Genomic DNA, 19,798 nt, shown 5'->3' with positions numbered 1-19,798 from the left:
CCGAGCCTACTCGCCAGTAACGTTTCAGAAGCGAAGGTTTGTTGCTAAAGGTCGGTTTGACCGGTGACATCCCAGAGATGGTGGATCACGTCGTGCAGGAAGTACTGGCTGAAGCTGATCACGGTGAACTCGGCCCCGTCGGACCGACGCCCGACCCGGTCGTACTGGTCCTCGGTCAGCCCGCGCAGCCGGGACACGAAGGCCTCTGCGGCACCGGCCAGCTCGGCGGCCACCCGGTCCGGGTCCTGGCTGCGGTAGTCGCCGGTGATCGCGCTCTCGTCCTGGTCCCAGTTGGCGAAGGTGGGCTCGTCCTCGACCAGCATCAGGGCCAGCCGCGCGTCGAACAACTGGTACACGTCCCGGACGTGGGCACCGTACTCCAGCGGCGACCAGACATCGGGCCGCGGCCGGATCCCGACCCCGGCGCTGGCGGTCAGGATCTGCACCCATTCCGCCGCCGCGGCCTCGGCCCGGTCGGGCAGTTCCGCGATCGGGACCTGGCCGGCCGACAGCCGACAGTCGGGGCACTGCCGCTGCAGTGTCCAGGTCCAATCCTTGGTGTCCGGCTCCGGCTCCATGCCGGACAGCTTAGGGCGACGCGAGCACCGGAACCGGAATTATCCACCGGTGCCTGTGCAGAAGTTGATCAGTTCGGTGCATAACTCGGAGTGTCGTGTGGACGCCGCAGTGGACAGCCGGATCGGGGCGACTTGCCGGTGTCGGAGGGGTTGCGAACGCCTGTCAGCGAGGTGTAGAAACGTTGCTACGTTCACACCTGAGCGTGAGAACGTGATCGATCGGATCGGTCGGCCGAACAGTGGGAAGTTGACGTCTGTCAGGCCCGCTGCGGCTTCCGGTGACGGGGAGTCGGGCTGTGCCGCTGATCGATCGGCCGGAGACGTCACACAACTCTGGCCTGGTGGGCCTCTCTCACTCATACTGAGAGAGGCCCACCTCCTTTTGATCATGCCCACCTGGTTCTGATCAAGATCGGCGTGAAGATCAACTTCCCCGTGATCACCCGGGTTTGCGTCTAGACTCCCCAATCACCAACGGTGGGGAGGTCTGGCGTGGCCATCAGCAAGGTGCTCGTCGCCAACCGTGGCGAGATCGCCGTCCGGGTGATCAGGGCCGCGGCCGACGCCGGCCTGGGCAGCGTCGCGGTCTATGCCGACCCGGACGCCGACGGGCTGCCGGCCCGGCTCGCCGACGAGGCGTACGCACTGCGCGGCAGCACGCCCGCCGAGACCTACCTCGACATCGTGAAGCTGCTCGCGATCGCGGACCGCAGCGGCGCCGACGCCGTCCATCCCGGCTACGGCTTCCTGGCCGAGAACGCCGACTTCGCCCGGGCCGTGATCACCGCCGGGCTGACCTGGATCGGGCCGCCGCCGGCGGCGATCGACGCCCTCGGCGACAAGGTCCGGGCCCGGCAACTGGCCCGGCAGGTCGGCGCCCCGCTGGCGCCGGGCACGGCGAACCCGGTCTCGGAGGCGTCCGAGGTCGAGGCCTTCGCCGCGCGGTACGGGCTACCGATCGCGATCAAGGCGGCGTACGGCGGCGGCGGCCGCGGTCTCAAGGTCGTCCGCGAAGCCGGCGAGATCGCCGAGCTCTTCGACTCCGCGACCCGGGAGGCGCTGGCCGCCTTCGGCCGCGGCGAGTGCTTCGTCGAGCGCTACCTTGATCATCCGCGACACGTCGAGACCCAGTGCCTGGCCGATCGGTACGGCAGCGTGATCGTCGTCTCCACTCGCGACTGCTCGCTGCAACGGCGGCACCAGAAGCTGGTCGAGGAGGCGCCCGCCCCGTACCTGACGGCAGCTCAGCATGATCAACTTCTGACCGCGTCGAAGGCGATCCTGCGCGCGGCCGGGTACGTCGGCGCCGGCACCTGCGAGTTCCTGATCGGCGACGACGGCACCGTCTCGTTCCTCGAGGTGAACACCCGGCTCCAGGTGGAGCATCCCGTTTCCGAACAGGTGACCGGGATCGATCTGGTCCGGGAGATGTTCCGGATCGCCGACGGCGAACCGCTCGGCTACGACGACCCGCCGGTCCGCGGGCACGCGATCGAGTTCCGGCTGAACGCCGAGGACCCGGGCCGCAACTTCCTGCCCGCCCCCGGCACACTGACCGGCTGGCGGCCACCGGCCGGTCCAGGGATTCGGGTCGACGAGGGCTACCGCGCCGGCATGACGGTGCCGGGCAGCTTCGACTCGCTGATCGCCAAGATCATCGTCACCGGGGCCGACCGGGCCGAGGCGCTGCAGCGATCGCGCCGGGCCCTGGCCGAACTGGAGCTCACCGGCATGCCGACCGTGCTGCCGTTCCACCGCGCGGTGCTCGCCGACCCGGCCTTCACCGCCGAGGACGGCCGGTTCGCGGTGCACACCCGCTGGATCGAGACCGAGTTCGCCGGCCGGCTCGCCCCGTACGAGGGCGCCGTCGAACCGGGCGCCGCTCCGGAGCCGCGGGAGACCATGATCGTCGAGGTGAACGGCAAGCGGCTCGAGGTCGCGCTGCCGACCGGTCTCACGGTCGGCGGGACCGACGGTGGGCGGCGCGGCGCCCGGAGGCCGGGCCCTTCGACGGGCTCGGGGCGCGGAGGCTCGGGGGCGTCGGGGCACGCGGGCGGAACCGGCGACGCGGTGAGGTCGCCGATGCAGGGCACGATCGTCAAGGTCGCGGTCACCGAAGGGACGACGGTCGCCGCGGGCGATCTGATTGTCGTCCTGGAGGCGATGAAGATGGAGCAGCCGCTGACCGCGCACCGGGCCGGAAAAGTGACCGGGCTCACGGCTGAGGCCGGTGGAACGGTCGCCAGCGGCCAGTTGATCTGCGAGATCGTCGACTGAAACAGGTCCGGCACAGGGTTCTTATGGCTTTTTAGGTCCCCAGCGGTGGGTGTTCGGGGATAACCGGGCAGACTGAAGGGCATGGAGTGGCTTGTTCTCTTGATTGTGCTCGGTGTCGTCGGTGGCGGCGCCATGCTGATCAGCCGTCGCCATGCGCGACAGCGTGAGGATGCTGCGCGAGCGGAGCTGGAAAGCCAGCTGTCGACCTCGAAGCGCGCCGCCGAAGAGGACGTGACCAAGTTCGGCGAGGAGCTGCAGCGGCTCGACTCCGACGTCGCCGGCCACCCGCTGGACGAGGCCATGCAGCAGGACTACCAGCGCGCCCTGGACGCCTACGACGACGCGAAGATGTCGCTGGACGCGGTGAAGCAGCCGGACGAGATCCGGCACGTCACCGAGATCCTCGAGGACGGGCGGTACGCGATCGCGTGCGTCAAGGCCCGGGTGGCGGGCGAACCGCTGCCGGCCAAGCGCCCGCCGTGCTTCTTCAACCCGGCCCACGGACCGTCCAGCCAGGACGTCGAGTGGGCCCCGCCGGGCGGCGCGCCGCGCAAGATCCCGGCCTGCCCGGCCGACGCGGAGCGGGTGCTCGCCGGCGCCGACCCGTACATCCGGACCGTCCAGGTCGGTGCCCAGCGGGTGCCGTACTGGGAGGGCGGCCAGGCCTACGCGCCGTGGGCGCAGGGCTACTACAGCAACTGGCGCGGCTCGGACCTGCTGTCCGGCGTGCTGATCGGCAGCTTCCTGTTCGGCGGCATGGGCAACGTGTTCGGCGGGATCGGCGAGGGCATCGGCGGGATCGGCGAAGGCATCGGCGGCATGTTCGAGGGCATCGGCGACGGCATCGGTGAGATCGGCGAAGGCATCGGCGGCATGTTCGACGGCTTCGGCGACTGAGTCTCGCCCCAGGTGCCCGTCTCCCTCGCGGAGGCGGGCACTTTCGCTGTTCCGGGCTAGGTTTCTGTTCGAGGTGTGTCCGGTTCGCCGGCCCGGCTCCGATCAAGGGGTGACGGCGCCGGCTCGCGGTGCCGCGGGACGAAGGAGCAGGCGATGAAATACCTGATCATGCTGTACGGATCGCAGCGGGACTACGACATGCTGTCCGGCAAGGGAGCGGAGGGCCAGCCGGCCTGGTCGGCCGAGGACCTCGGCACCATGGTCGACTTCATGCGGGACTGGAACAACGCGCTGGTCGAGTCCGGCGAGTTCGTCGACGGCCGTGGGTTGAGCGCCCCGGTGCACGCGCGGCGGATCAGCCTCCGCGACGGCGCGCCGGTGGTCACCGACGGACCGTACGCGGAGACCCAGGAGGTGCTGGCCGGCTACACGATCGTCGACTGTGTGAGCTTCGACCGGGCCACCGAGATCGCGGCCCAGCTCGCCGACACTCCGCATCCGCCGGACGCGGTCACCAGCTCGGAGTGGTACGTCGACGTACGGCCGATCGACGAGGGCCCGCCGGAGCACGAGGCATGATCATCGGCGAAGCCTGATCATGGTGGCCGGTTCATGATCGACAGCGACACCGAGGGCCTGCTGCGGGAGCTCACGCCGCAGGTCCTCGGGGCACTGGTGCGCCGCTACGGGAACTTCGACAGCTGCGAGGACGCGGTGTCGGAGGCGCTGCTGGCCGCGGCGACCCAGTGGCCCCAGACCGGGATCCCGGAGCAGCCGCGCGCCTGGTTGATCACCGTGGCGTCGCGGCGGTTGATCGACCTGCTGCGGTCCGAGCAGGCCCGGCGACGGCGCGAGGAATCGCTGGTCCAGTGGGAGATCCGGCCGGATCCGGCGCTGCCGGGCGAGCCGGTGCCGGCGAACACCGACGACTCGTTGATCTTGCTCTTCCTGTGCTGCCACCCGTCCCTCTCGCCGGCCTCGCAGATCGCGCTCACCCTGCGCGCGGTCGGTGGCCTGACCACGGCCGAGATCGCCCGGGCGTTCCTGGTGCCGGAGGCGACGATGACCCGGCGGATCACCCGGGCCAAGCAGAGCATCACCGGCAGCGGGATCCCGTTCGCGCTGCCACCGCGGGAGCAGCAGCTGGAGCGGGTCGCGGCCGTCCTGCACGTGCTCTATCTGATCTTCAACGAGGGGTACGCCAGCACGGCCGGCCCGGACCTGCACCGGCCCGAGCTGGCCGCCGAGGCGATCCGGCTGGCCCGGCTGATGCACCGCCTCACCGACGACGCCGAGGCCGCCGGCCTGCTCGCCCTGATGCTGCTCACCCACGCCCGCCGTGACGCCCGCACCGGCCCGGCCGGCGAGTTGATCACCATGGCCGAGCAGGACCGGTCCCGGTGGGACCGGACGATGATCACCGAGGGCGTCACCTTGATCAGCTCCGTGCTGCCGCGCGGCGAGCCGGGGCCGTACCAGCTGCAGGCGGCCATCGCCGCGCTGCACGACGAGGCTCCGTCGGCCGAGCAGACCGACTGGCCGCAGATCGTCGCGCTCTACCGGCTGCTGCTCTCGGGGTCCACGGTCAACCCGGTGGTCGAGTTGAACCATGCGGTCGCGGTGGCGATGGCGGACGGGCCGGACGCGGGGCTGAAGTTGATCGACGACCTGGAGAGGTCCGGCCGGCTCGGCGACGATCATCGCCTGATCGCGGTCCGGGCCCACCTGCTGGAGTTGTCCGGTGATCATGGAACGGCCCGGGCGGCCTATCGCCGGGCGGCGGACCGGGCGGTCAACCTGCCTCAGCAGCGTTATCTGCGGGACCGGGCCCGACGACTCGAGGAGGACGACGATGACGGCTGACCCGGCCGAACTGGTGCGGCGGCTGACCGACTGGGCGGCCGGACAGCCGTGGGTGGACTGGCTCGAGCTGGGCGGCTCCCTGGGCCGCGGCGCCGGCGACGCCTGGTCCGACCTGGACGCCGGGATCGGCGTCACCGGTGATGATCTCGAGGCGCGCCGGGAGGAAGCGGTCCGGGCGGTGAGTGCGTTCGCGCCGGTCGCCGGAACGCTGATCCAGAACTGGCAGGCCGGCTCGCACTGCATCGTCGCCTACGCCGACGGCCGGCAGCTGTCCCTGGTCGTCGCGCCGGCCGACTTCCGCTCCGGCAGGCCGCCCGAGTCCCTGGCGCTGCTGGACCGGACCGGCCGGCTGGCCGAGCCGGTGCCCGTCGAGCGTCTGGCCACCGCCCCGGAAACCCTTGCGGAGTGGGGTTTCCTGGCCTGGATCGCGATCGGCGACGCGGCCCGGCACGCGGTCCGCGGGCACCGCTGGCGGGCCCTGCGGTCGCTGACCGAGGGCCGCGACCTGGTCTGGCAGTTGTGGGGCGCCGACCGCGGCGTCGTCCATCCGGCGTTCGGTGTGGTCAGCGTGGAGAACGCGGGCGTGCCCGAGCCGCCCGGCATCCACGCCACCCACCCGGCCGACCTTGATCAGGAATCACTGCTGGATGCGGCCGAGGCGCTGGGCCGGGTGCTGTCCCGACTCCGTGATGATCATGAAGAGCTGGCCGAGTCGGTCCGGCGCCGGGTCAGGGAGCTTCGGTCGCACCGATCACGCTGAGTTCGTCGCCGAGGCGGTCGAGCACTTCCGACGTACCCTCGTCGAGCTTGAGCGTGGCGAACTCGTCACCGCGGGTCCGGCCCCGGTTGACGATGATCACCGGCCGGCCGGCCTTCCAGAAGTGCCGGACGAACCGCAGCCCCGACATCACGGTCAGCGACGATCCGGCCACCAGCAGCACCTCGCCGTCGTCGACGAGATCGTACGCGGCGGCGACCCGGTCCTTCGGCACGCTCTCGCCGAAGAACACGACATCCGGCTTGAGCCGGCCGCCGCACCGCTCGCACTCGGCCAGCACGAAGTCGTGCCAGTCCTCGACCACCGCGTCGCCGTCCGGCCGCAACTCGGCGTGCTCCAGTTCCTCGGCCGCCGGGACGTCCGGGTTGAGCCGGGCCAACCGGTCCTGGACCGAGGCCCGGGACACCCGGAGCCCGCAGTCCAGACAGATCACGTCGTCGATCCGGCCGTGCAGGTCGATCACCCGACTGCTGCCGGCCGCCTCGTGCAGCCCGTCGACGTTCTGGGTCACGACGCCGACCAGGCCGGACGCCTCCAGCCGGACCAGGGCCCGATGACCCCGGTTCGGATGGGCCGTGCCGATCCGGCTCCAGCCCTGGTACGACCTCGCCCAGTAACGCTGCCGGGCCTCCACGGAGCCCGCGAACTCGCCGTACATCATCGGCGACGCGGGCCGCGCGTTCGGCCCGCGATAGTCGGGAATCCCGCTGTCCGTACTGATCCCGGCCCCCGACAACACCGACCACCGTCGCCCGCGCAGCATGTCGACCGCCGCCTCAACCCCGCTCACGCACCCACGCTACCCAGCGACCGGAACGGCTGTCGGCGTCGGGTGGCAGGCTGACCCCCATGCCGTACAACTTCCAAGTCGTCGTCGACACCCGGGACGCGCTGACCCTGGCCGACTGGTGGGCCGAGACCCTCGGCTGGGTCGTCGAGGAGACCGACGAGAGCTTCATCGATTCCATGATCACGCAGGGGTACGCGACCGCGGACCAGACCACCGAGCACCGCGGCCGGCGGGTCTGGAAGGGTGCCGCGGCGATCCAGCACCCGGACGACTCCGGCCCGGAGCGGCGCCGGATCCTGTTCCAGGACGTACCGGAGCCGAAGACGGTCAAGAACCGGCTGCACCTGGACATCCGGACGCCCGACGCCGACGCCGGCCGGGCCGCCCTGGAGCAGCGCGGCGCGACCTACGTCGACAGCGCCTCCCAGGGCCCGCACCGCTGGCACGTCATGCGCGACCCGGAGGGCAACGAGTTCTGCGTCTCCTGACTCGCGACCTCAGCCGCGCAGTTCCTGGCCGTGCAGGTGCAGCCGGCGGGCGGCCTCGGCGAGGGAGCCGGTCAGGGACGGGTAGACGGTGAAGGACTCCGCGACCTGGTCGACGGTGAGCCGCTCGGCGACGGCGATCGCCAGCGGGTAGATCAGCTCGCTGGCCCGCGGCGCGACGACCACGCCGCCGACGACGATGCCGGTCACCGGCAGGCAGAAGACCTTGACGAAGCCGTCCCGGAGGCCCTGCATCTTGGCCCGGGCATTGCCCTCCAGCGGCAGCATCACGGTGGCGACCTTCGGGATCGCGGTGTCGGCCTGCTGCTGGGTCATCCCGACGGTCGCGATCTCCGGTGCGGTGAAGACGTTGGACGAGACGACGCTCAGGTCGAGCGGGCTGACCCGGTCGCCGAGCGCGTGCCACATCGCGATCCGGCCCTGCATCGCGGCGACCGAGGCGAGCATCAGGACGCCGGTGCAGTCACCGGCCGCGTACACGCCGCGGGCCGAGGTCCGGGAGACCCGGTCGACGGCGACGAAGCCGCCCTCGTTGAGCTCGACGCCTGCCTCGGCCAGCCCGAGGCCCTCGGTGTTCGGGATCGACCCGACGGCCAGCAGGCAGTGCGAGCCGGTGACGGTGCGGCCGTCGGTGAGCGTGACCACGACCTGGTCGCCGTCCCGTACCACCGACTGGGCGCGGGACCGCGACAACACCTCCATCCCGCGCCGGGTGAACACGTCCTCCAGCACCTGCGCGGCGTCGGCGTCCTCGTGCGGCAGCACCCGGTCCCGCGAGGAGACCAGGGCGACCTCGGCGCCGAGCGCGCTGTAGGCGCCGGCGAACTCGGCTCCGGTCACGCCGGAGCCGACCACGATCAGCTTCTCCGGCAACTCGGCCAGGCCGTACACCTGGGTCCAGGTGAGGATCCGCTCGCCGTCCGGTACGGCATCGGGCAGCACCCGGGGATGCGCGCCGGTGGCGATCAGGATGACATCGGCCGGATAGGACCGCTCGCCCTCGGCGGTCTCCGCGACGACCAGTTCGGAGGAGGCCAGCCGGCCCCGGCCGGGCACGATCGTCACCTGGTCCCGGACCAGCCGGGAGGCGACGTCCTCGGACTGCGCGGCGGCGAGTTCGAGCACCCGCTGGTTGACCGCCTTGAGGTCGACGCTGAGGCCGTTGGCCGGCGAGTCGCCGTCGGCGAACCGGATCCCCAGCTCCGCGGACTCGCTGACCTCGGTCATCACCTCGGCGGTCGCGATCAGCGTCTTCGACGGCACGCAGTCGGTCAGCACCGCAGAGCCGCCGATCCCGTCGGAGTCGATCAGCGTCACCTCGCCGCCCAACTGCGCAGCCACCAGTGCCGCCTCGTACCCGCCAGGTCCACCGCCGATGATCACAACTCGGGTCACGTCCGGCATTCTTCCACGCAATCTCCGACCACCGGGGAGGCGGAACCGGTACCCTCCGGGGTGTGCTGTATGCGGCGTACGGTAGCAACCTCGATCCGGGCCAGATGGGTGAACGGTGTCCCCACTCGCCCCGGCGCGGCACGGGCTGGCTCTCCGGCTGGCGGCTCGCGTTCGGCGGCGACGGCTGGGACGGACCGCTGCCCACGCTCGCCGAGGACGCGGACTCGCAGGTGTTCGTCGGGCTGTACGACCTGTCGCCGGTGGACGAGGCGAAGCTGGACGCCTGGGAGAGCGCCGACTCCGGCCTCTACCGGAAGGTGAAGCTGAGCGTCGCGGCGCAGGACGGCATCGTGCGGGCCTGGGTCTACGTGCTGAACGACTTCGAGGGCGGGCTGCCGAGCGCCCGGACCATCGGGCTGATCGCCGACGCGGCCGAGGCCGCCGGCGCCCCGGAGGAGTACGTCGCCGAGTTGCGGCTGCGGCCGTGCAGCGGGGACGGCCGGTGACCGGCTGACCGCGGAAGCCGAACTCGTCGCACGACTGCGGGCCGCCGGCTGCGTGTTCGCCGAGGACGAGGCCGGCCTGCTGCTCGCGGAGGCGGTCGACGCCGCCACGCTGGAACGGCTGGTCCGGCGCCGGGTCGCCGGCGAACCCCTGGAGTACGTGCTCGGCTGGGCCGAGTTCCGCTCGCTGCGGATCGCGGTCGACCCGGGCGTGTTCGTGCCGCGGCGGCGGAGCGGGCTGCTGGTCGCCGAGGCCGCCCGCCGGCTCCGGTCCGGCGCCGTCGTGATCGACCTCTGCTGCGGCAGCGGGGCGATCGGGGCCGCGCTGGCCACCGAGGTGCCCGGCCTCGAGGTGTACGCCACCGAACTCGACCCGGCCGCCGTCGCCTGCGCCCGCCGCAACCTGACCCGGCTCGGCGGCACCGTGCTGCACGGCGACCTGTTCACTCCGCTGCCCGAGCCGGTGCGCGGCCGGGTCGACCTGGTCGTCGCCAACCTGCCGTACGTACCGACGGAGCAGATCGAGCTGATGCCGCGCGAGGCCCGCGAGCACGAGGCCCGGATCGCCCTGGACGGTGGCCCGGACGGCCTCGACCTGCACCGGCGGGCCGCCGCGGCCGCCCCGGACTGGCTCCTTCCCGGCGGCTGGCTGCTCATCGAGTCCAGTCGACTGCAGGCGCCGCAGACCGCCACAATCCTTGCCGACAACGGATTCCGGACCATGATCATCACCGACGACGAGATCGACGGCACCGCGGTGATCGGCCGGCTGCAGTCGTCGGTCAGCGGGTGATCCGGTAGATGCCGACCTTCTCCAGGTCCGTCTGCCGGGTGACCAGCCAGTCCTCGTTCACCGCGAGGAGCATGCCGGAGGCGGGTTCCGAGCGGCGAGCCCCGGTACGGTCGTACGCGATCAGCGATCTGTCGCGGGCTGTGTAGTTCCAGAGATAGCCGCCGACCGAGGCCGAGGGCGAGGCCTGCCCGGTCGCCTCGCGGCCGAAGGCGGGTTCGCCGGACGGCAGGCCCGTCGACACGATCCGGGCCGTCCCGTCCCGATTCCCGACCCACGCGTAGAAGGGGCCGGCCTCGTCCTCGCCCACGACACCCGAACGGTCGAATGATGTCGTCGCACCGGTCGCCAGATCGACCACGACGTAGCTCGGCCGATCCGTCAGTTCTTCGCCCATCCTGATGAACCCGTAGCCGTCGAGGTCACCGACCGGCGGCCGGCCGGCCGGTCCCCAGCGACCAAGATCATCCGAGCGCCAGGTCTGGTCGCCGGTCCGGGCGTCGAGCACGACCGGGTAGCCGTCGAAGTCGAGATCGCCGCCCGAGCCGCGCCGGATCTCCAGGCCGAGCAGCTTGCCGCCGCCCTCGCCGCCCGCCCAGTCGACCTGGACGCCGTCGACCTCCCAGAGTCGTTCGCCGGTGCGCGGATCGAACCCGAAGGTCGTCCGCGCATCCCGTTCGTCCTCGTGCTGCACGTACGCCGCGACGGCGGCCGCGGAGACCACGGAGACGCCCCAGCTGAAGTCGTTCGGCGGCAGCTGCCCCGGCTTCAGCACCTTCGACGGGATCAGGACCTTCGACCAGACCGGGGCACCGTCGTCGGTGGCGAAGGCGACGATCCCGTACTCGAAGGTGATGTTGCCGCCCTGCTCGTTGCAGGTCTTCCGGTCGGTGATGCAGGGGTCGCGGAGATAGCCGGCGACGACCACGGCACCGGCAGCGGGGTCGACGCTCGGGGCGGTCAGCGCGAGCCGGGCCGTTCCGACACCACCGGGCAGCTCCACTCTGCGTGGCTGCTCCCACCGGACCTCGCCGTCGCCGCCGACCTGGTGGAGGCTCCCGTCCGGTTCGGCGATGACGACGCCGTCCTCGGTCAGCGCGACCACCTGGGTCCGGATCTCGCCGATCGGCGATCCCACCGGCTCAACGGTCAGGCCGGGCTGCCCCGGTCCCTCGTAATCGAGTTCCTTCGGGCCGGCCTTCGGCAGTAACGAACACCCCGCGAACACCGACAGGGCCAGCAGGACGACCATCGCGGACAGCGGCCGGGAAGGTTGGCTCGCCACGGAGATTCCTTTCGTCTGCACCGTGCGTCGCGGTCCGAGGCCAGGGCCCGCAGCGTCCCGACAACGCGCCGGCACAGTCCGCCGGTCCGGATCGACCCTCCCACAGGCGCGCGATATGATGAATCCATCAATTCATGGATACGTCCAGCTGTCCGGATGGAGTGCGTGTGACGGGGATCGGCGAGAGCCTTCGGCCGCTGTACGAGGTCAAGGCGACCCTCTTCAAGGGGCTGGCGCATCCACTGCGGATCCGGATCCTCGAGGTGCTGTCCGCCGCGCCGTCGGTGTCGGTCGGTGAGCTCCTGGCCGAGACCGGCCTGGAGGCGTCCCACCTGTCCCAGCACCTCGCCGTGCTGCGGAACGATCACCTGGTGCTCTCCGAGCGCCGCGGCAGCCAGGTCTTCTACCGGCTCGCCTATCCGCAGGTCGCCGAGCTGCTCCGGGTGGCCCGGACGCTGCTCGGCGAGATCCTGAACCGCAATCAGCACGACCTCGGCTCGGCCGACGCGCTGCCGGCCGTCGGCTCCGGCTCCGCTTCGTGACCGCCGGGACGGCGCGGACCGGGCGGCTGAGCGGCCTGCTGCGACCGCTGTTGCCGTCGTCCGCCGACTACCGCGGCCTGGGGCGGACCTGGCGGGTCGACCTGCTGTCCGGGCTGACCGTCGGCATCGTCGCGCTGCCGCTGGCCCTCGCGTTCGGGATCAGCTCCGGCGCCGGTGCCGAGGCCGGGTTGATCACGGCGATCGTCGCCGGCGTGGTGGCCGCGGTCTTCGGCGGCTCGAACGTCCAGGTGTCCGGACCGACCGGCGCCATGGTGGTGGTGCTGGCGCCGATCGTGGCCAGCCACGGCACCGGGGCGGTGGTCACGGTCAGCCTGATCGCCGGCGCCATGATCATCATTGCCGGACTGCTCCGGCTCGGACGGGTGGTCGAGCTGATCCCGTGGCCGGTGATCGAGGGCTTCACCCTCGGCATCGCGATCATCATCTTCCTGCAGCAGGTCCCGTCGGCCGTGTCGTCGGCCGGGCACGACAGCAACGCCGTCATCGCTGCCGTACAGGCGATCTCGGCCATCCGCTGGCCCGGGGCCGCCTGGTCCCTCGGCGCGATCGCGGTCGTCGTGGCGATCATGATCATCGCGCCGAAGCTGCACCCGCGAGTGCCCGGCTCGATCATCGCCATCATCGTCGTCACGGCCGCGGCGGTGCTGCTCGACGTTCCGCTGCCGCGGATCGGAGAGCTGCCGGCCGGGTTGCCGGCGCCGGTACTGCCCCCGCTGGACCCCGGGGTCGTGATCAGCCTGCTCGGGCCCGCCGCGGCGGTCGCCGGCCTGGCCGCGATCGAGTCGCTGCTGTCGGCCCGGGTCGCCTCGGCGATGGCGGACACCGGGCCGATCGACCCGGACCGGGAACTGGTCGGGCAGGGGCTCGCCTCGCTGGCGGCCGGGTTGTTCGGCGGGATGCCCGCCACCGGCGCGATCGCCCGCACCGCGGTCAACGTACGGTCCGGGGCCAGGACCCGGGTCGCGTCGATCACCCATGCCCTGGTGCTGTTGCTGATCGTGCTGGTCGGCGCGGCGGCGGTGTCCCGGATCCCGGTCGCGGCGCTGGCCGGAGTGCTGATGGTCACCGCGACCCGGATGATCTCCCTCGGCACCGTACGGCTGGTACTGCGGGCCAGCCGGTCCGCGGCGCTGACGTTCCTGATCACCGCGGTGATCACGGTCGCGTTCGACTTGATCATCGCCGTGGTGATCGGGCTGGCGGTGGCGACCTTCTTCGCCCTCCGGATGCTGGCCCGCTCCAGCGGGGTCCACCGCGAGCCGATCCCGGACCAGCCGCGCCCTGGCGATGAGGAGATCGCGCTGTTCCGGATCGACGGAGCCCTGTTCTTCGGAGCGGCCCAGCGACTGGTCGACCGGGTGCTGACCGTCGACGGCGTCACGGTTGTCGTGCTCCGGCTGTCCCAGCTGCAACTGCTCGACGTCACCGGCGCACGCATCCTGGTCGATCTCGTGCACACGCTGGAGCGGCGCGGCATCACGGTGTTGATCAAGGGCATCCGGCGCGAACATCTGCGGGTGCTGACCCGGGTCGGCGTGATCGACTCGCTGCGGCACGAGAACCATCTGTTCGACGACCTCGTACCGGCGATCGCCCACGCCCGTGATCATGTCCGCCGCGCTCGCCTGGCCGGCCCGAGCTGAGCGGTGCCCCTCGCGTACCGGCGACACGCGGCGCCGGCTCACTTATAGTGCCCAGGTGACCACTGAGGATCCCAAGGAGCTGGCCGCCCGCGCCGCAGAAGCACTGGTACGCGAGCTGTCCGTCGACAAGGTCGACCTGGCGCTGGTGCTCGGCTCGGGCTGGTCGGCGGCGGCCGACGAGATCGGCGAGCCGCTGGGCGAATTGCCGCTGTCGGAGCTGCCCGGCTTCAGCGCCCCGGTCGTCGCGGGGCACGGCGGCGCCCTGCGGGCGTACCGGACGCCGCTCGGCAAGACCGCCGCCGTCTTCACCGGCCGCACCCATTACTACGAGGGCCGCGGTACGGCAGCCGTCGTGCACGGCGTCCGGACCGCCGCTGCGGCCGGCGCCACCACCCTCGTGCTGACCAACGGCTGCGGCGGGCTCAATCCGGACTGGGGCCCGGGCACCCCGGTGCTGATCCGTGATCACCTCAACCTGACCGGCGCCACCCCGCTGGAGGGTGCGACCTTCATCGACCTGACGGAGGCCTACGCGCCGCGACTTCGGGAGCTCGCCCGCACGGTCGACCCGACGCTGGCCGAGGGCGTCTACGTCCAGTTCCGCGGCCCGCAGTACGAGACCCCTGCCGAGGTCCGGATGGCCGGCATCCTGGGCGGCGACCTGGTCGGCATGTCGACCACGCTGGAGACGATCGCGGCCCGCGAGGCCGGCCTCGAGGTGCTCGGCATCTCGCTGGTCACCAACCTCGCCGCCGGCATCTCGCCCACCCCGCTGGACCACGCCGAGGTGATCGCGGCCGGGCGCGCCGCCGAACCGAGGCTGCGGTCCCTGCTCGGCGGTCTGGCGGCCGTGCTGTGACCGGGGCGCCGGCGTTCGACCCCGCGCTGCGCGAGCGCCTCACCTCCTGGCGCGCGCAGGATCCGGACCCGGCGACCTCCGTCGCGCTGGACGATCTGATCGAGAAGGCCGAGGCCGGTGACGCGGCCGCCCGGGCCGAGCTGTCCGACGCGTTCACCGGCAGGCTCGAGTTCGGCACCGCGGGTCTGCGCGGCGCCCTCGGCCCAGGCCCGAACCGGATGAACCGGGTCGTCGTCGCCCGGGCCGCGGCCGGCCTGGCCCACTACCTCAACGACGAGGGCAAGTCCCGCGGCCGGGTGATCATCGGCTACGACGCCCGCTACAACTCCGACGTCTTCGCCCGCGACTCTGCGGAGATCATGGCCGCGGCCGGCTTCGAGGTGATCATCACCGCCGGACCGACGCCGACCCCGGTCGTCGCGTTCGGCATCCGGCATTTCGACTGCGTCGCCGGTGTCGTCGTCACCGCGTCGCACAACCCACCGAACGACAACGGATACAAGGTCTATCTCGGCGACGGTTCGCAGATCATCCCGCCGGCCGACGTGGAGATCGCCGAACGGATCGGCTGGATGAGCCGGCTGCCGGTCGGTGATCTTCCCCGGTCCGAGGACTACACGGTGATCGGCGAGGAGTTGATCAACGCCTACCTCGATCGGTTGGCGACGCTGGTCGATGCCGACGGCCCGCGCCGGCTGAACTGGGTCTACACGCCGATGCACGGCGTCGGCGGCGCCATCGTCCGGCAGGCCTGGCAACGGACCGGCTTCCCGGCGCCGACCGTGGTCGCCGAGCAGGAGCACCCGGACCCGGCCTTCCCGACCGTGTCGTTCCCCAACCCGGAGGAGCCGGGCGCACTGGACCGGGCGGTCGCCACGGCGACCGCGGCCGGCGCCGAGTTGATCATCGCCAACGATCCGGACGCGGACCGCTGTGCCGTCGCGATCCCGGGTCCCGACGGCTGGCGTACGCTCTCCGGCGACGAGCTGGGCGCCATCCTCGGCGACGACGCGCTGCGCCGCGGTGTGCGTGGCAGCTACGCCTGCTCGATCGTGTCGAGCTCGCTGCTGTCGGCGATGGCGGCCGCGCACGGACAGCGCTTCGTGGCCACCCTGACCGGCTTCAAGTGGATCGGCCGGGTGCCCAGCCTCGCCTTCGGGTACGAGGAGGCGATCGGCTACTGCTGCGACCCCGCTGCCGTACCGGACAAGGACGGGATCTCTGCTCTGGTACGGATTCTGAGCGTCGCGGCCGGACTCAAGGCGGAGGGCCTGACCCTGGCCGACCGACTGGACGAGCTGGCCCTCCGCTACGGGGTGCACCAGACCCGGCCGCTGACGTTCCGGGTGTCCGACCTGTCCTTGATCACCGACGCGATGGCCCGGCTCCGGGACCAGCGGCCGGACCGGCTGGCCGGCGAGCCGGTGGCCTTCCTCGATCTTGCCGAGGGCACCAAGGAACTGCCCGCCACCGACGGTGTCCGGCTCTGCGGCGATTCGATCAAGGTCGTGGTCCGACCGTCCGGCACGGAGCCGAAGCTCAAGTGCTACCTGGAGGTGCGGATCCCGCCGGCGGAGAGCCAGGACCTCGATGCCGCACGCTCGCGGGCCGACCGGACGCTGGACCAGGTCGGCCTGGACCTGACCGCGGTGCTCGGCCTCTGAGCTCACCACCGGAAGTCGATCATGAAGCCGGTGCTGCTCGACGACGACCTGATCAAGGAGCGGCTGACCCCGGACCGCGCCGTCGCCTGGATCCGGGACGCGCTGCGTGATCATGCCGAAGGACTGCTCGTCGCACCGCCCCGGGCGACCGCCGACCTGGCCGGCCACCGCTTGATGATCACAGCCGGACTGCGCCAGGACGACTGGTACGGCTATCGCAGCTATCTCGCGCCGGGCAGCGGCGACGACGATCAGGTCGTCGTGGTGCAGGACCTGGCCTCCGGCCGGGTCCGCGGTATCGCGACCGGCACCGAACTCGGCCCGCGCCGGACCGGCGCGATCGGCGGCGTCGCGGCCGACCTGCTGGCCCGCCCGGACGCGAGCGTCCTCGCGCTGATCGGCACCGGCCGGCAGGCCCGGGCGCAGCTGGACGCGATCCGCACCGTACGCGCCCTGACCGAGGTGCGCTGCTTCTCCCCCACCGAGCGGCACCGCCGCGCGTTCGCCGCACGGGCCGGGGCCGAGCTCGGCGTACCGTGCGTCGCGGCCGACGACGCCCGATCGGCGGTGGCGGGCGCCGACCTGGTGGTACTGGCCACCGACAGCCCGGTGCCGGTGATCGACCCGGCCTGGCTCGCGCCCGGCTGCTTCGTGTCGACCCTCGGGCCGAAGCAGGTCGGCCGGGCCGAATTCGGTCCCGAGCTGGTCGACGCGGTGCAACTCGCGGCGACCGACTCCCCCGCCCAGCTGGCCGGCTACCAGCCGCCGAACGTCCTGGCCGGCACCCCGCAGGGCGATCGGGTCGTCGCGCTGGGCGATCTGATCACCGGCCGCGCGACCGGGCGGACCGGGCCGGATCAGCGAACCCTGTTCCTCTCGGTGGGACTGGCCGGAACGGAGGCGTACCTGCTCGCGCGGCTGCTCTGAACTCCTCGAACTACTTGCACGCACCCATATACGTATATTAGATTTCTACGTATAGCCCGGGAGAGCGTGCCCCGGCACCCTGCTGCCACCGAGGAGAGATCCATGACGACCACCGACCCCGCCCCGTACGGCATCCCGCTCGAGCGCGAGCGGCCGTTCGACCCGCCGGCCGCCGTGATGGCGCTGCACCGGGAGGCCCCACTGCGCCGGCTCCGCTACTTCCCCGCCGGAACCCTCGGCTGGCTGGTCACCAGCCACGCCCTGTGCCGTCAGGTGCTGGCCGACACCCGGTTCCGGTCCCGGCTCGCCGCCCCGATCCAGGTCCCGGTGCCGATGGGCGGGCTGGAGGCGTACGCAGACTTCGAGGGCGACCTGCCGGTGACGCCGGGCATGTTCATCGAGATGGACGGGGCGGACCATTCCCGGCTGCGCCGCAAGCTCACCGGCGTCTTCACCGTCCGCCGGATGCGCCAGCTGGAACCGCGGATCGCCGAGATCGTCGACGCACGGCTGGACGCGATCGCGACCGCGGGAGCGCCGGCCGACCTGGTCGCCGAGTTCGCGCTGCCCGTGCCGTCGTTGGTCATCTGCGAACTGCTCGGCGTCCCGTACGGGGACCGGGACCGGTTCACCGCCGACGCGGCGACCTTCATGACGATGACCTCGACCGCGGAGGAGAAGGCGCTGGCCCAGCAGAACCTGTTCACGTTCCTGGCCGAACTGGTCGTCGCGAAGCAGACCGAGCCGACCGACGACCTGCTGTCCGACCTCGCCGCCGACCCGGAGCTGGCAACCGACGAGGTGATCGGGATGGCGGTGCTGTTGCTGGTGGCCGGCCACGAGACGACCGCCAAGATGATCGGCCTGGGCACCCTGGCGCTGCTGGAGAACCGTGATCAATGGGATCTGCTGCGCGAGCAGCCCGAGTTGATCACCACGGGCGTCGAGGAACTGCTCCGCTACGTCGGCGTCATCCACACCGGGATCATCCGGCAGGCCGACGTGGACGTGGAGCTCGAGGGCGAGTTGATCAAGGCCGGCGAGTACGTCACCGTCTCGGTCCAGACCGCGAACCGGGACGAGGCGCACTTCACCGATCCGGACCGGTTCGACGTGACCAACCAGACCCGCGGCCACCTGACCTTCGGCCACGGCGTGCACCAGTGCCTGGGCCAGCAGCTGGCCCGGGTCGAGCTGCGGATCGCGATCGGCCGGCTGATCGAACGCTTTCCACAGCTGCGACTGGCGGTCCCGGCGAGCCAGGTCCCGTTGCGCACCGACCAGAACTTCTACGGGGCGGCCGAGCTCCCGGTGGCCTGGTGATCATGGTGAAGATCATCGCCGACCGCGAGCTGTGCGCCAGTTCCGGCATGTGCGTGCTGACCGACCCGGAGTATTTCGACCAGGACGAGGAGGACGGCCGGGTCGTCCTGCTCGCCGACGAGGCGGAGGACTGCGACACGGAGGTCGAGGAAGCGGTCCGACTGTGCCCGGCCCGGGCGCTCAGCCTGGTGCCGGACTGACTAGTCGTGCAGGGTACGCAGCGCGGAGACGATCATGGTCTGGGCCGTCCGGGCACCGAGCGAGACCTTCTCGAAGACCTGGCTGCCGTGGTCGGCCCCGATCACCCGGAACGCCGCGACCGGCACGCCGGCCCGGGCCAGGGCACCGGCGTACGCCTCGCCGTCGCCGCGCAGCGGGTCCAGCTCACTGGTCAGGATGTACGCGGGCGGCAGACCGGACAGGTCGGCGGCCAGCAGCGGCGACACGTACGGATCCGTGACCAGGCCGGACGGCACGTACTGCCCGACGATGCCGAGCAGCTCCGGCTGCGCGGCGTCCCGCACCGACGGGTCGACGCAGGTCCAGTCGAAATGGCCGCCGGTGAGGTCGAGCGCCGCGACCTCGAGGATCTGCAGCCGGAGCGGATGGCCGGCGCCGTCCCGGTTGCGCAGGGCCAACGCCGCGGCCAGGTTGCCGCCCGCCGACGTCCCGTCCACGGCGAGCCGGTCCGGGTCGACGCCCAGGTCCGGTCCATGATCGACGAGCCAGTCCAGGGTGGCGACGCACTGGTCCAGAGCGGCCGGGTACGGGTGCTCGGGCGCGAGCGCGTAGGACAGACTGGCCATGATCACGCCCGCCCCGGCAGCCCGGCGCGCGGCCGGGTGGCTGTGCGACGGATGATGCAGCCCGCCCTGCCGCCAGCCGCCGCCGAACAGGGTCAGACAGGCCGGCAGCGACTCCCGGCCGGGCTCGGTGCCGGGCGGATAGAGCAGCTGCAGCCGGGCGTCCGGACGTCCCGGCGTGCTGATCATGACCTCGCGGGTGGGCAGCTCCGGCCCGTCCAGCCCGACCAGTGGCCAGAGCTGATCTTGGTAGGCATCGGCCAGCCGACGATGCTCGGTCATGTCCTCCGACGACTGCTCGCGCGGCACCTGGGACCGGGCCGCGGCGACCGCGGGTTCCAACTCCATCACGTC

The 19,798-nt window shown here is 71.7% G+C and carries 20 protein-coding genes; 15 read left to right on the top strand and 5 right to left on the bottom strand.

The window, feature by feature from the left end; genetic code table 11:
- Positions 1-44: 44 nt before the first annotated feature.
- A complete protein-coding gene (locus AC6CCG_RS04770; protein ID WP_496653321.1) occupies positions 45-578 on the bottom strand; it encodes a DinB family protein in 534 nt (177 codons plus the stop codon).
- A 492-nt stretch (positions 579-1,070) separates the two neighbouring features.
- Here AC6CCG_RS04770 and AC6CCG_RS04765 point away from each other — a divergent pair, with 492 nt between their 5' ends.
- The 5 genes from AC6CCG_RS04765 to AC6CCG_RS04745 all read left to right on the top strand — a co-directional run bounded on the left by AC6CCG_RS04765 (position 1,071) and on the right by AC6CCG_RS04745 (position 6,375).
- On the top strand, positions 1,071-2,855 hold the full coding sequence (locus AC6CCG_RS04765; protein WP_496653320.1) for an acetyl/propionyl/methylcrotonyl-CoA carboxylase subunit alpha: 1,785 nt from the start codon (positions 1,071-1,073) through the stop codon (positions 2,853-2,855).
- An 81-nt stretch (positions 2,856-2,936) separates the two neighbouring features.
- The gene (locus AC6CCG_RS04760) at positions 2,937-3,752 is read left to right on the top strand and encodes a hypothetical protein (protein WP_496653319.1); all 816 of its coding nucleotides are present in this window, start codon (positions 2,937-2,939) and stop codon (positions 3,750-3,752) included.
- Between the two features lie 153 nt (positions 3,753-3,905).
- Entirely contained in the window at positions 3,906-4,331 is a 426-nt protein-coding gene (locus AC6CCG_RS04755; RefSeq protein ID WP_496653318.1) for a YciI family protein, read from the top strand.
- A gap of 33 nt (positions 4,332-4,364) precedes the next feature.
- Entirely contained in the window at positions 4,365-5,615 is a 1,251-nt protein-coding gene (locus AC6CCG_RS04750; RefSeq protein ID WP_496653317.1) for an RNA polymerase sigma factor, read from the top strand.
- The gene (locus AC6CCG_RS04745) at positions 5,605-6,375 is read left to right on the top strand and encodes a hypothetical protein (RefSeq protein WP_496653316.1); all 771 of its coding nucleotides are present in this window, start codon (positions 5,605-5,607) and stop codon (positions 6,373-6,375) included. Before AC6CCG_RS04750 ends, AC6CCG_RS04745 begins: the two co-directional genes overlap by 11 nt.
- Here AC6CCG_RS04745 and AC6CCG_RS04740 read toward each other — a convergent pair.
- The gene (locus AC6CCG_RS04740; RefSeq protein WP_496653315.1) at positions 6,344-7,183 is read right to left on the bottom strand and encodes an NAD-dependent protein deacetylase; all 840 of its coding nucleotides are present in this window, start codon (positions 7,181-7,183) and stop codon (positions 6,344-6,346) included. The two genes, AC6CCG_RS04745 and AC6CCG_RS04740, sit on opposite strands and share 32 nt — an antisense overlap.
- A 59-nt stretch (positions 7,184-7,242) precedes the next feature.
- Between AC6CCG_RS04740 and AC6CCG_RS04735 the strand changes: the two genes are divergently transcribed.
- Positions 7,243-7,671, top strand: coding sequence for a VOC family protein (locus AC6CCG_RS04735; RefSeq protein WP_496653314.1), 429 nt, complete (start codon positions 7,243-7,245; stop codon positions 7,669-7,671).
- A gap of 9 nt (positions 7,672-7,680) precedes the next feature.
- Here the strand turns inward: AC6CCG_RS04735 and AC6CCG_RS04730 are convergent, their stop codons facing one another.
- The gene (locus AC6CCG_RS04730; protein WP_496653313.1) at positions 7,681-9,084 is read right to left on the bottom strand and encodes an NAD(P)H-quinone dehydrogenase; all 1,404 of its coding nucleotides are present in this window, start codon (positions 9,082-9,084) and stop codon (positions 7,681-7,683) included.
- 62 nt (positions 9,085-9,146) lie between these two features.
- Between AC6CCG_RS04730 and AC6CCG_RS04725 the strand changes: the two genes are divergently transcribed.
- On the top strand, positions 9,147-9,590 hold the full coding sequence (locus AC6CCG_RS04725; RefSeq protein ID WP_496653312.1) for a gamma-glutamylcyclotransferase family protein: 444 nt from the start codon (positions 9,147-9,149) through the stop codon (positions 9,588-9,590).
- 4 nt (positions 9,591-9,594) lie between these two features.
- Complete coding sequence (locus AC6CCG_RS04720; RefSeq protein WP_496654389.1) at positions 9,595-10,380, top strand: putative protein N(5)-glutamine methyltransferase; 786 nt, start codon at positions 9,595-9,597, stop codon at positions 10,378-10,380.
- On the opposite strand, the gene AC6CCG_RS04715 is transcribed toward AC6CCG_RS04720, so the two are convergent.
- A complete protein-coding gene (locus AC6CCG_RS04715) occupies positions 10,370-11,662 on the bottom strand; it encodes a hypothetical protein (protein ID WP_496653311.1) in 1,293 nt (430 codons plus the stop codon). The two genes, AC6CCG_RS04720 and AC6CCG_RS04715, sit on opposite strands and share 11 nt — an antisense overlap.
- A 167-nt stretch (positions 11,663-11,829) precedes the next feature.
- Between AC6CCG_RS04715 and AC6CCG_RS04710 the strand changes: the two genes are divergently transcribed.
- The 7 genes from AC6CCG_RS04710 (at position 11,830) to AC6CCG_RS04680 (ending at position 18,841) form a co-directional block, all read left to right on the top strand.
- Positions 11,830-12,204, top strand: coding sequence for an ArsR/SmtB family transcription factor (locus tag AC6CCG_RS04710; protein ID WP_496653310.1), 375 nt, complete (start codon positions 11,830-11,832; stop codon positions 12,202-12,204).
- Positions 12,201-13,868, top strand: a complete 1,668-nt coding sequence (locus AC6CCG_RS04705) for a SulP family inorganic anion transporter (RefSeq protein ID WP_496653309.1) — start codon at positions 12,201-12,203, stop codon at positions 13,866-13,868. Before AC6CCG_RS04710 ends, AC6CCG_RS04705 begins: the two co-directional genes overlap by 4 nt.
- Before the next feature lie 55 nt (positions 13,869-13,923).
- The gene (locus tag AC6CCG_RS04700) at positions 13,924-14,727 is read left to right on the top strand and encodes a purine-nucleoside phosphorylase (RefSeq protein ID WP_496653308.1); all 804 of its coding nucleotides are present in this window, start codon (positions 13,924-13,926) and stop codon (positions 14,725-14,727) included.
- Positions 14,724-16,391, top strand: a complete 1,668-nt coding sequence (locus tag AC6CCG_RS04695; protein WP_496653307.1) for a phospho-sugar mutase — start codon at positions 14,724-14,726, stop codon at positions 16,389-16,391. The genes AC6CCG_RS04700 and AC6CCG_RS04695 overlap by 4 nt, the downstream gene beginning before the upstream one ends.
- 21 nt (positions 16,392-16,412) lie before the next feature.
- Entirely contained in the window at positions 16,413-17,318 is a 906-nt protein-coding gene (locus AC6CCG_RS04690) for an ornithine cyclodeaminase family protein (protein ID WP_496653306.1), read from the top strand.
- Between the two features lie 102 nt (positions 17,319-17,420).
- Positions 17,421-18,641: a cytochrome P450 gene (locus AC6CCG_RS04685; RefSeq protein ID WP_496653305.1), complete on the top strand. Its 1,221-nt coding sequence runs from the start codon at positions 17,421-17,423 to the stop codon at positions 18,639-18,641.
- Between the two features lie 2 nt (positions 18,642-18,643).
- Positions 18,644-18,841: a ferredoxin gene (locus AC6CCG_RS04680; RefSeq protein ID WP_496654388.1), complete on the top strand. Its 198-nt coding sequence runs from the start codon at positions 18,644-18,646 to the stop codon at positions 18,839-18,841.
- Here AC6CCG_RS04680 and AC6CCG_RS04675 read toward each other — a convergent pair whose 3' ends face one another.
- The gene (locus tag AC6CCG_RS04675; protein ID WP_496654387.1) at positions 18,842-19,792 is read right to left on the bottom strand and encodes an alpha/beta hydrolase; all 951 of its coding nucleotides are present in this window, start codon (positions 19,790-19,792) and stop codon (positions 18,842-18,844) included.
- Positions 19,793-19,798 lie beyond the last annotated feature (6 nt).

Source organism: Microlunatus sp. YIM B11417 (genome assembly GCF_059617205.1).
This window is presented reverse-complemented; position numbering and strand designations above follow the sequence as displayed.

Bases quoted from the DNA above. Each gene is read 5' to 3' on its own strand.
- AC6CCG_RS04770 (WP_496653321.1), bottom strand. From the start codon at position 578: ATGGAGCCGGAGCCGGACACCAAGGATTGGACCTGGACACTGCAGCGG.
- AC6CCG_RS04760 (WP_496653319.1), top strand. From the start codon at position 2,937: ATGGAGTGGCTTGTTCTCTTGATTGTGCTCGGTGTCGTCGGTGGCGGC.
- AC6CCG_RS04755 (WP_496653318.1), top strand. From the start codon at position 3,906: ATGAAATACCTGATCATGCTGTACGGATCGCAGCGGGACTACGACATG.
- AC6CCG_RS04750 (WP_496653317.1), top strand. From the start codon at position 4,365: ATGATCGACAGCGACACCGAGGGCCTGCTGCGGGAGCTCACGCCGCAG.
- AC6CCG_RS04745 (WP_496653316.1), top strand. From the start codon at position 5,605: ATGACGGCTGACCCGGCCGAACTGGTGCGGCGGCTGACCGACTGGGCG.
- AC6CCG_RS04735 (WP_496653314.1), top strand. From the start codon at position 7,243: ATGCCGTACAACTTCCAAGTCGTCGTCGACACCCGGGACGCGCTGACC.
- AC6CCG_RS04690 (WP_496653306.1), top strand. From the start codon at position 16,413: ATGAAGCCGGTGCTGCTCGACGACGACCTGATCAAGGAGCGGCTGACC.
- AC6CCG_RS04685 (WP_496653305.1), top strand. From the start codon at position 17,421: ATGACGACCACCGACCCCGCCCCGTACGGCATCCCGCTCGAGCGCGAG.
- AC6CCG_RS04680 (WP_496654388.1), top strand. From the start codon at position 18,644: ATGGTGAAGATCATCGCCGACCGCGAGCTGTGCGCCAGTTCCGGCATG.
- AC6CCG_RS04675 (WP_496654387.1), bottom strand. From the start codon at position 19,792: ATGGAGTTGGAACCCGCGGTCGCCGCGGCCCGGTCCCAGGTGCCGCGC.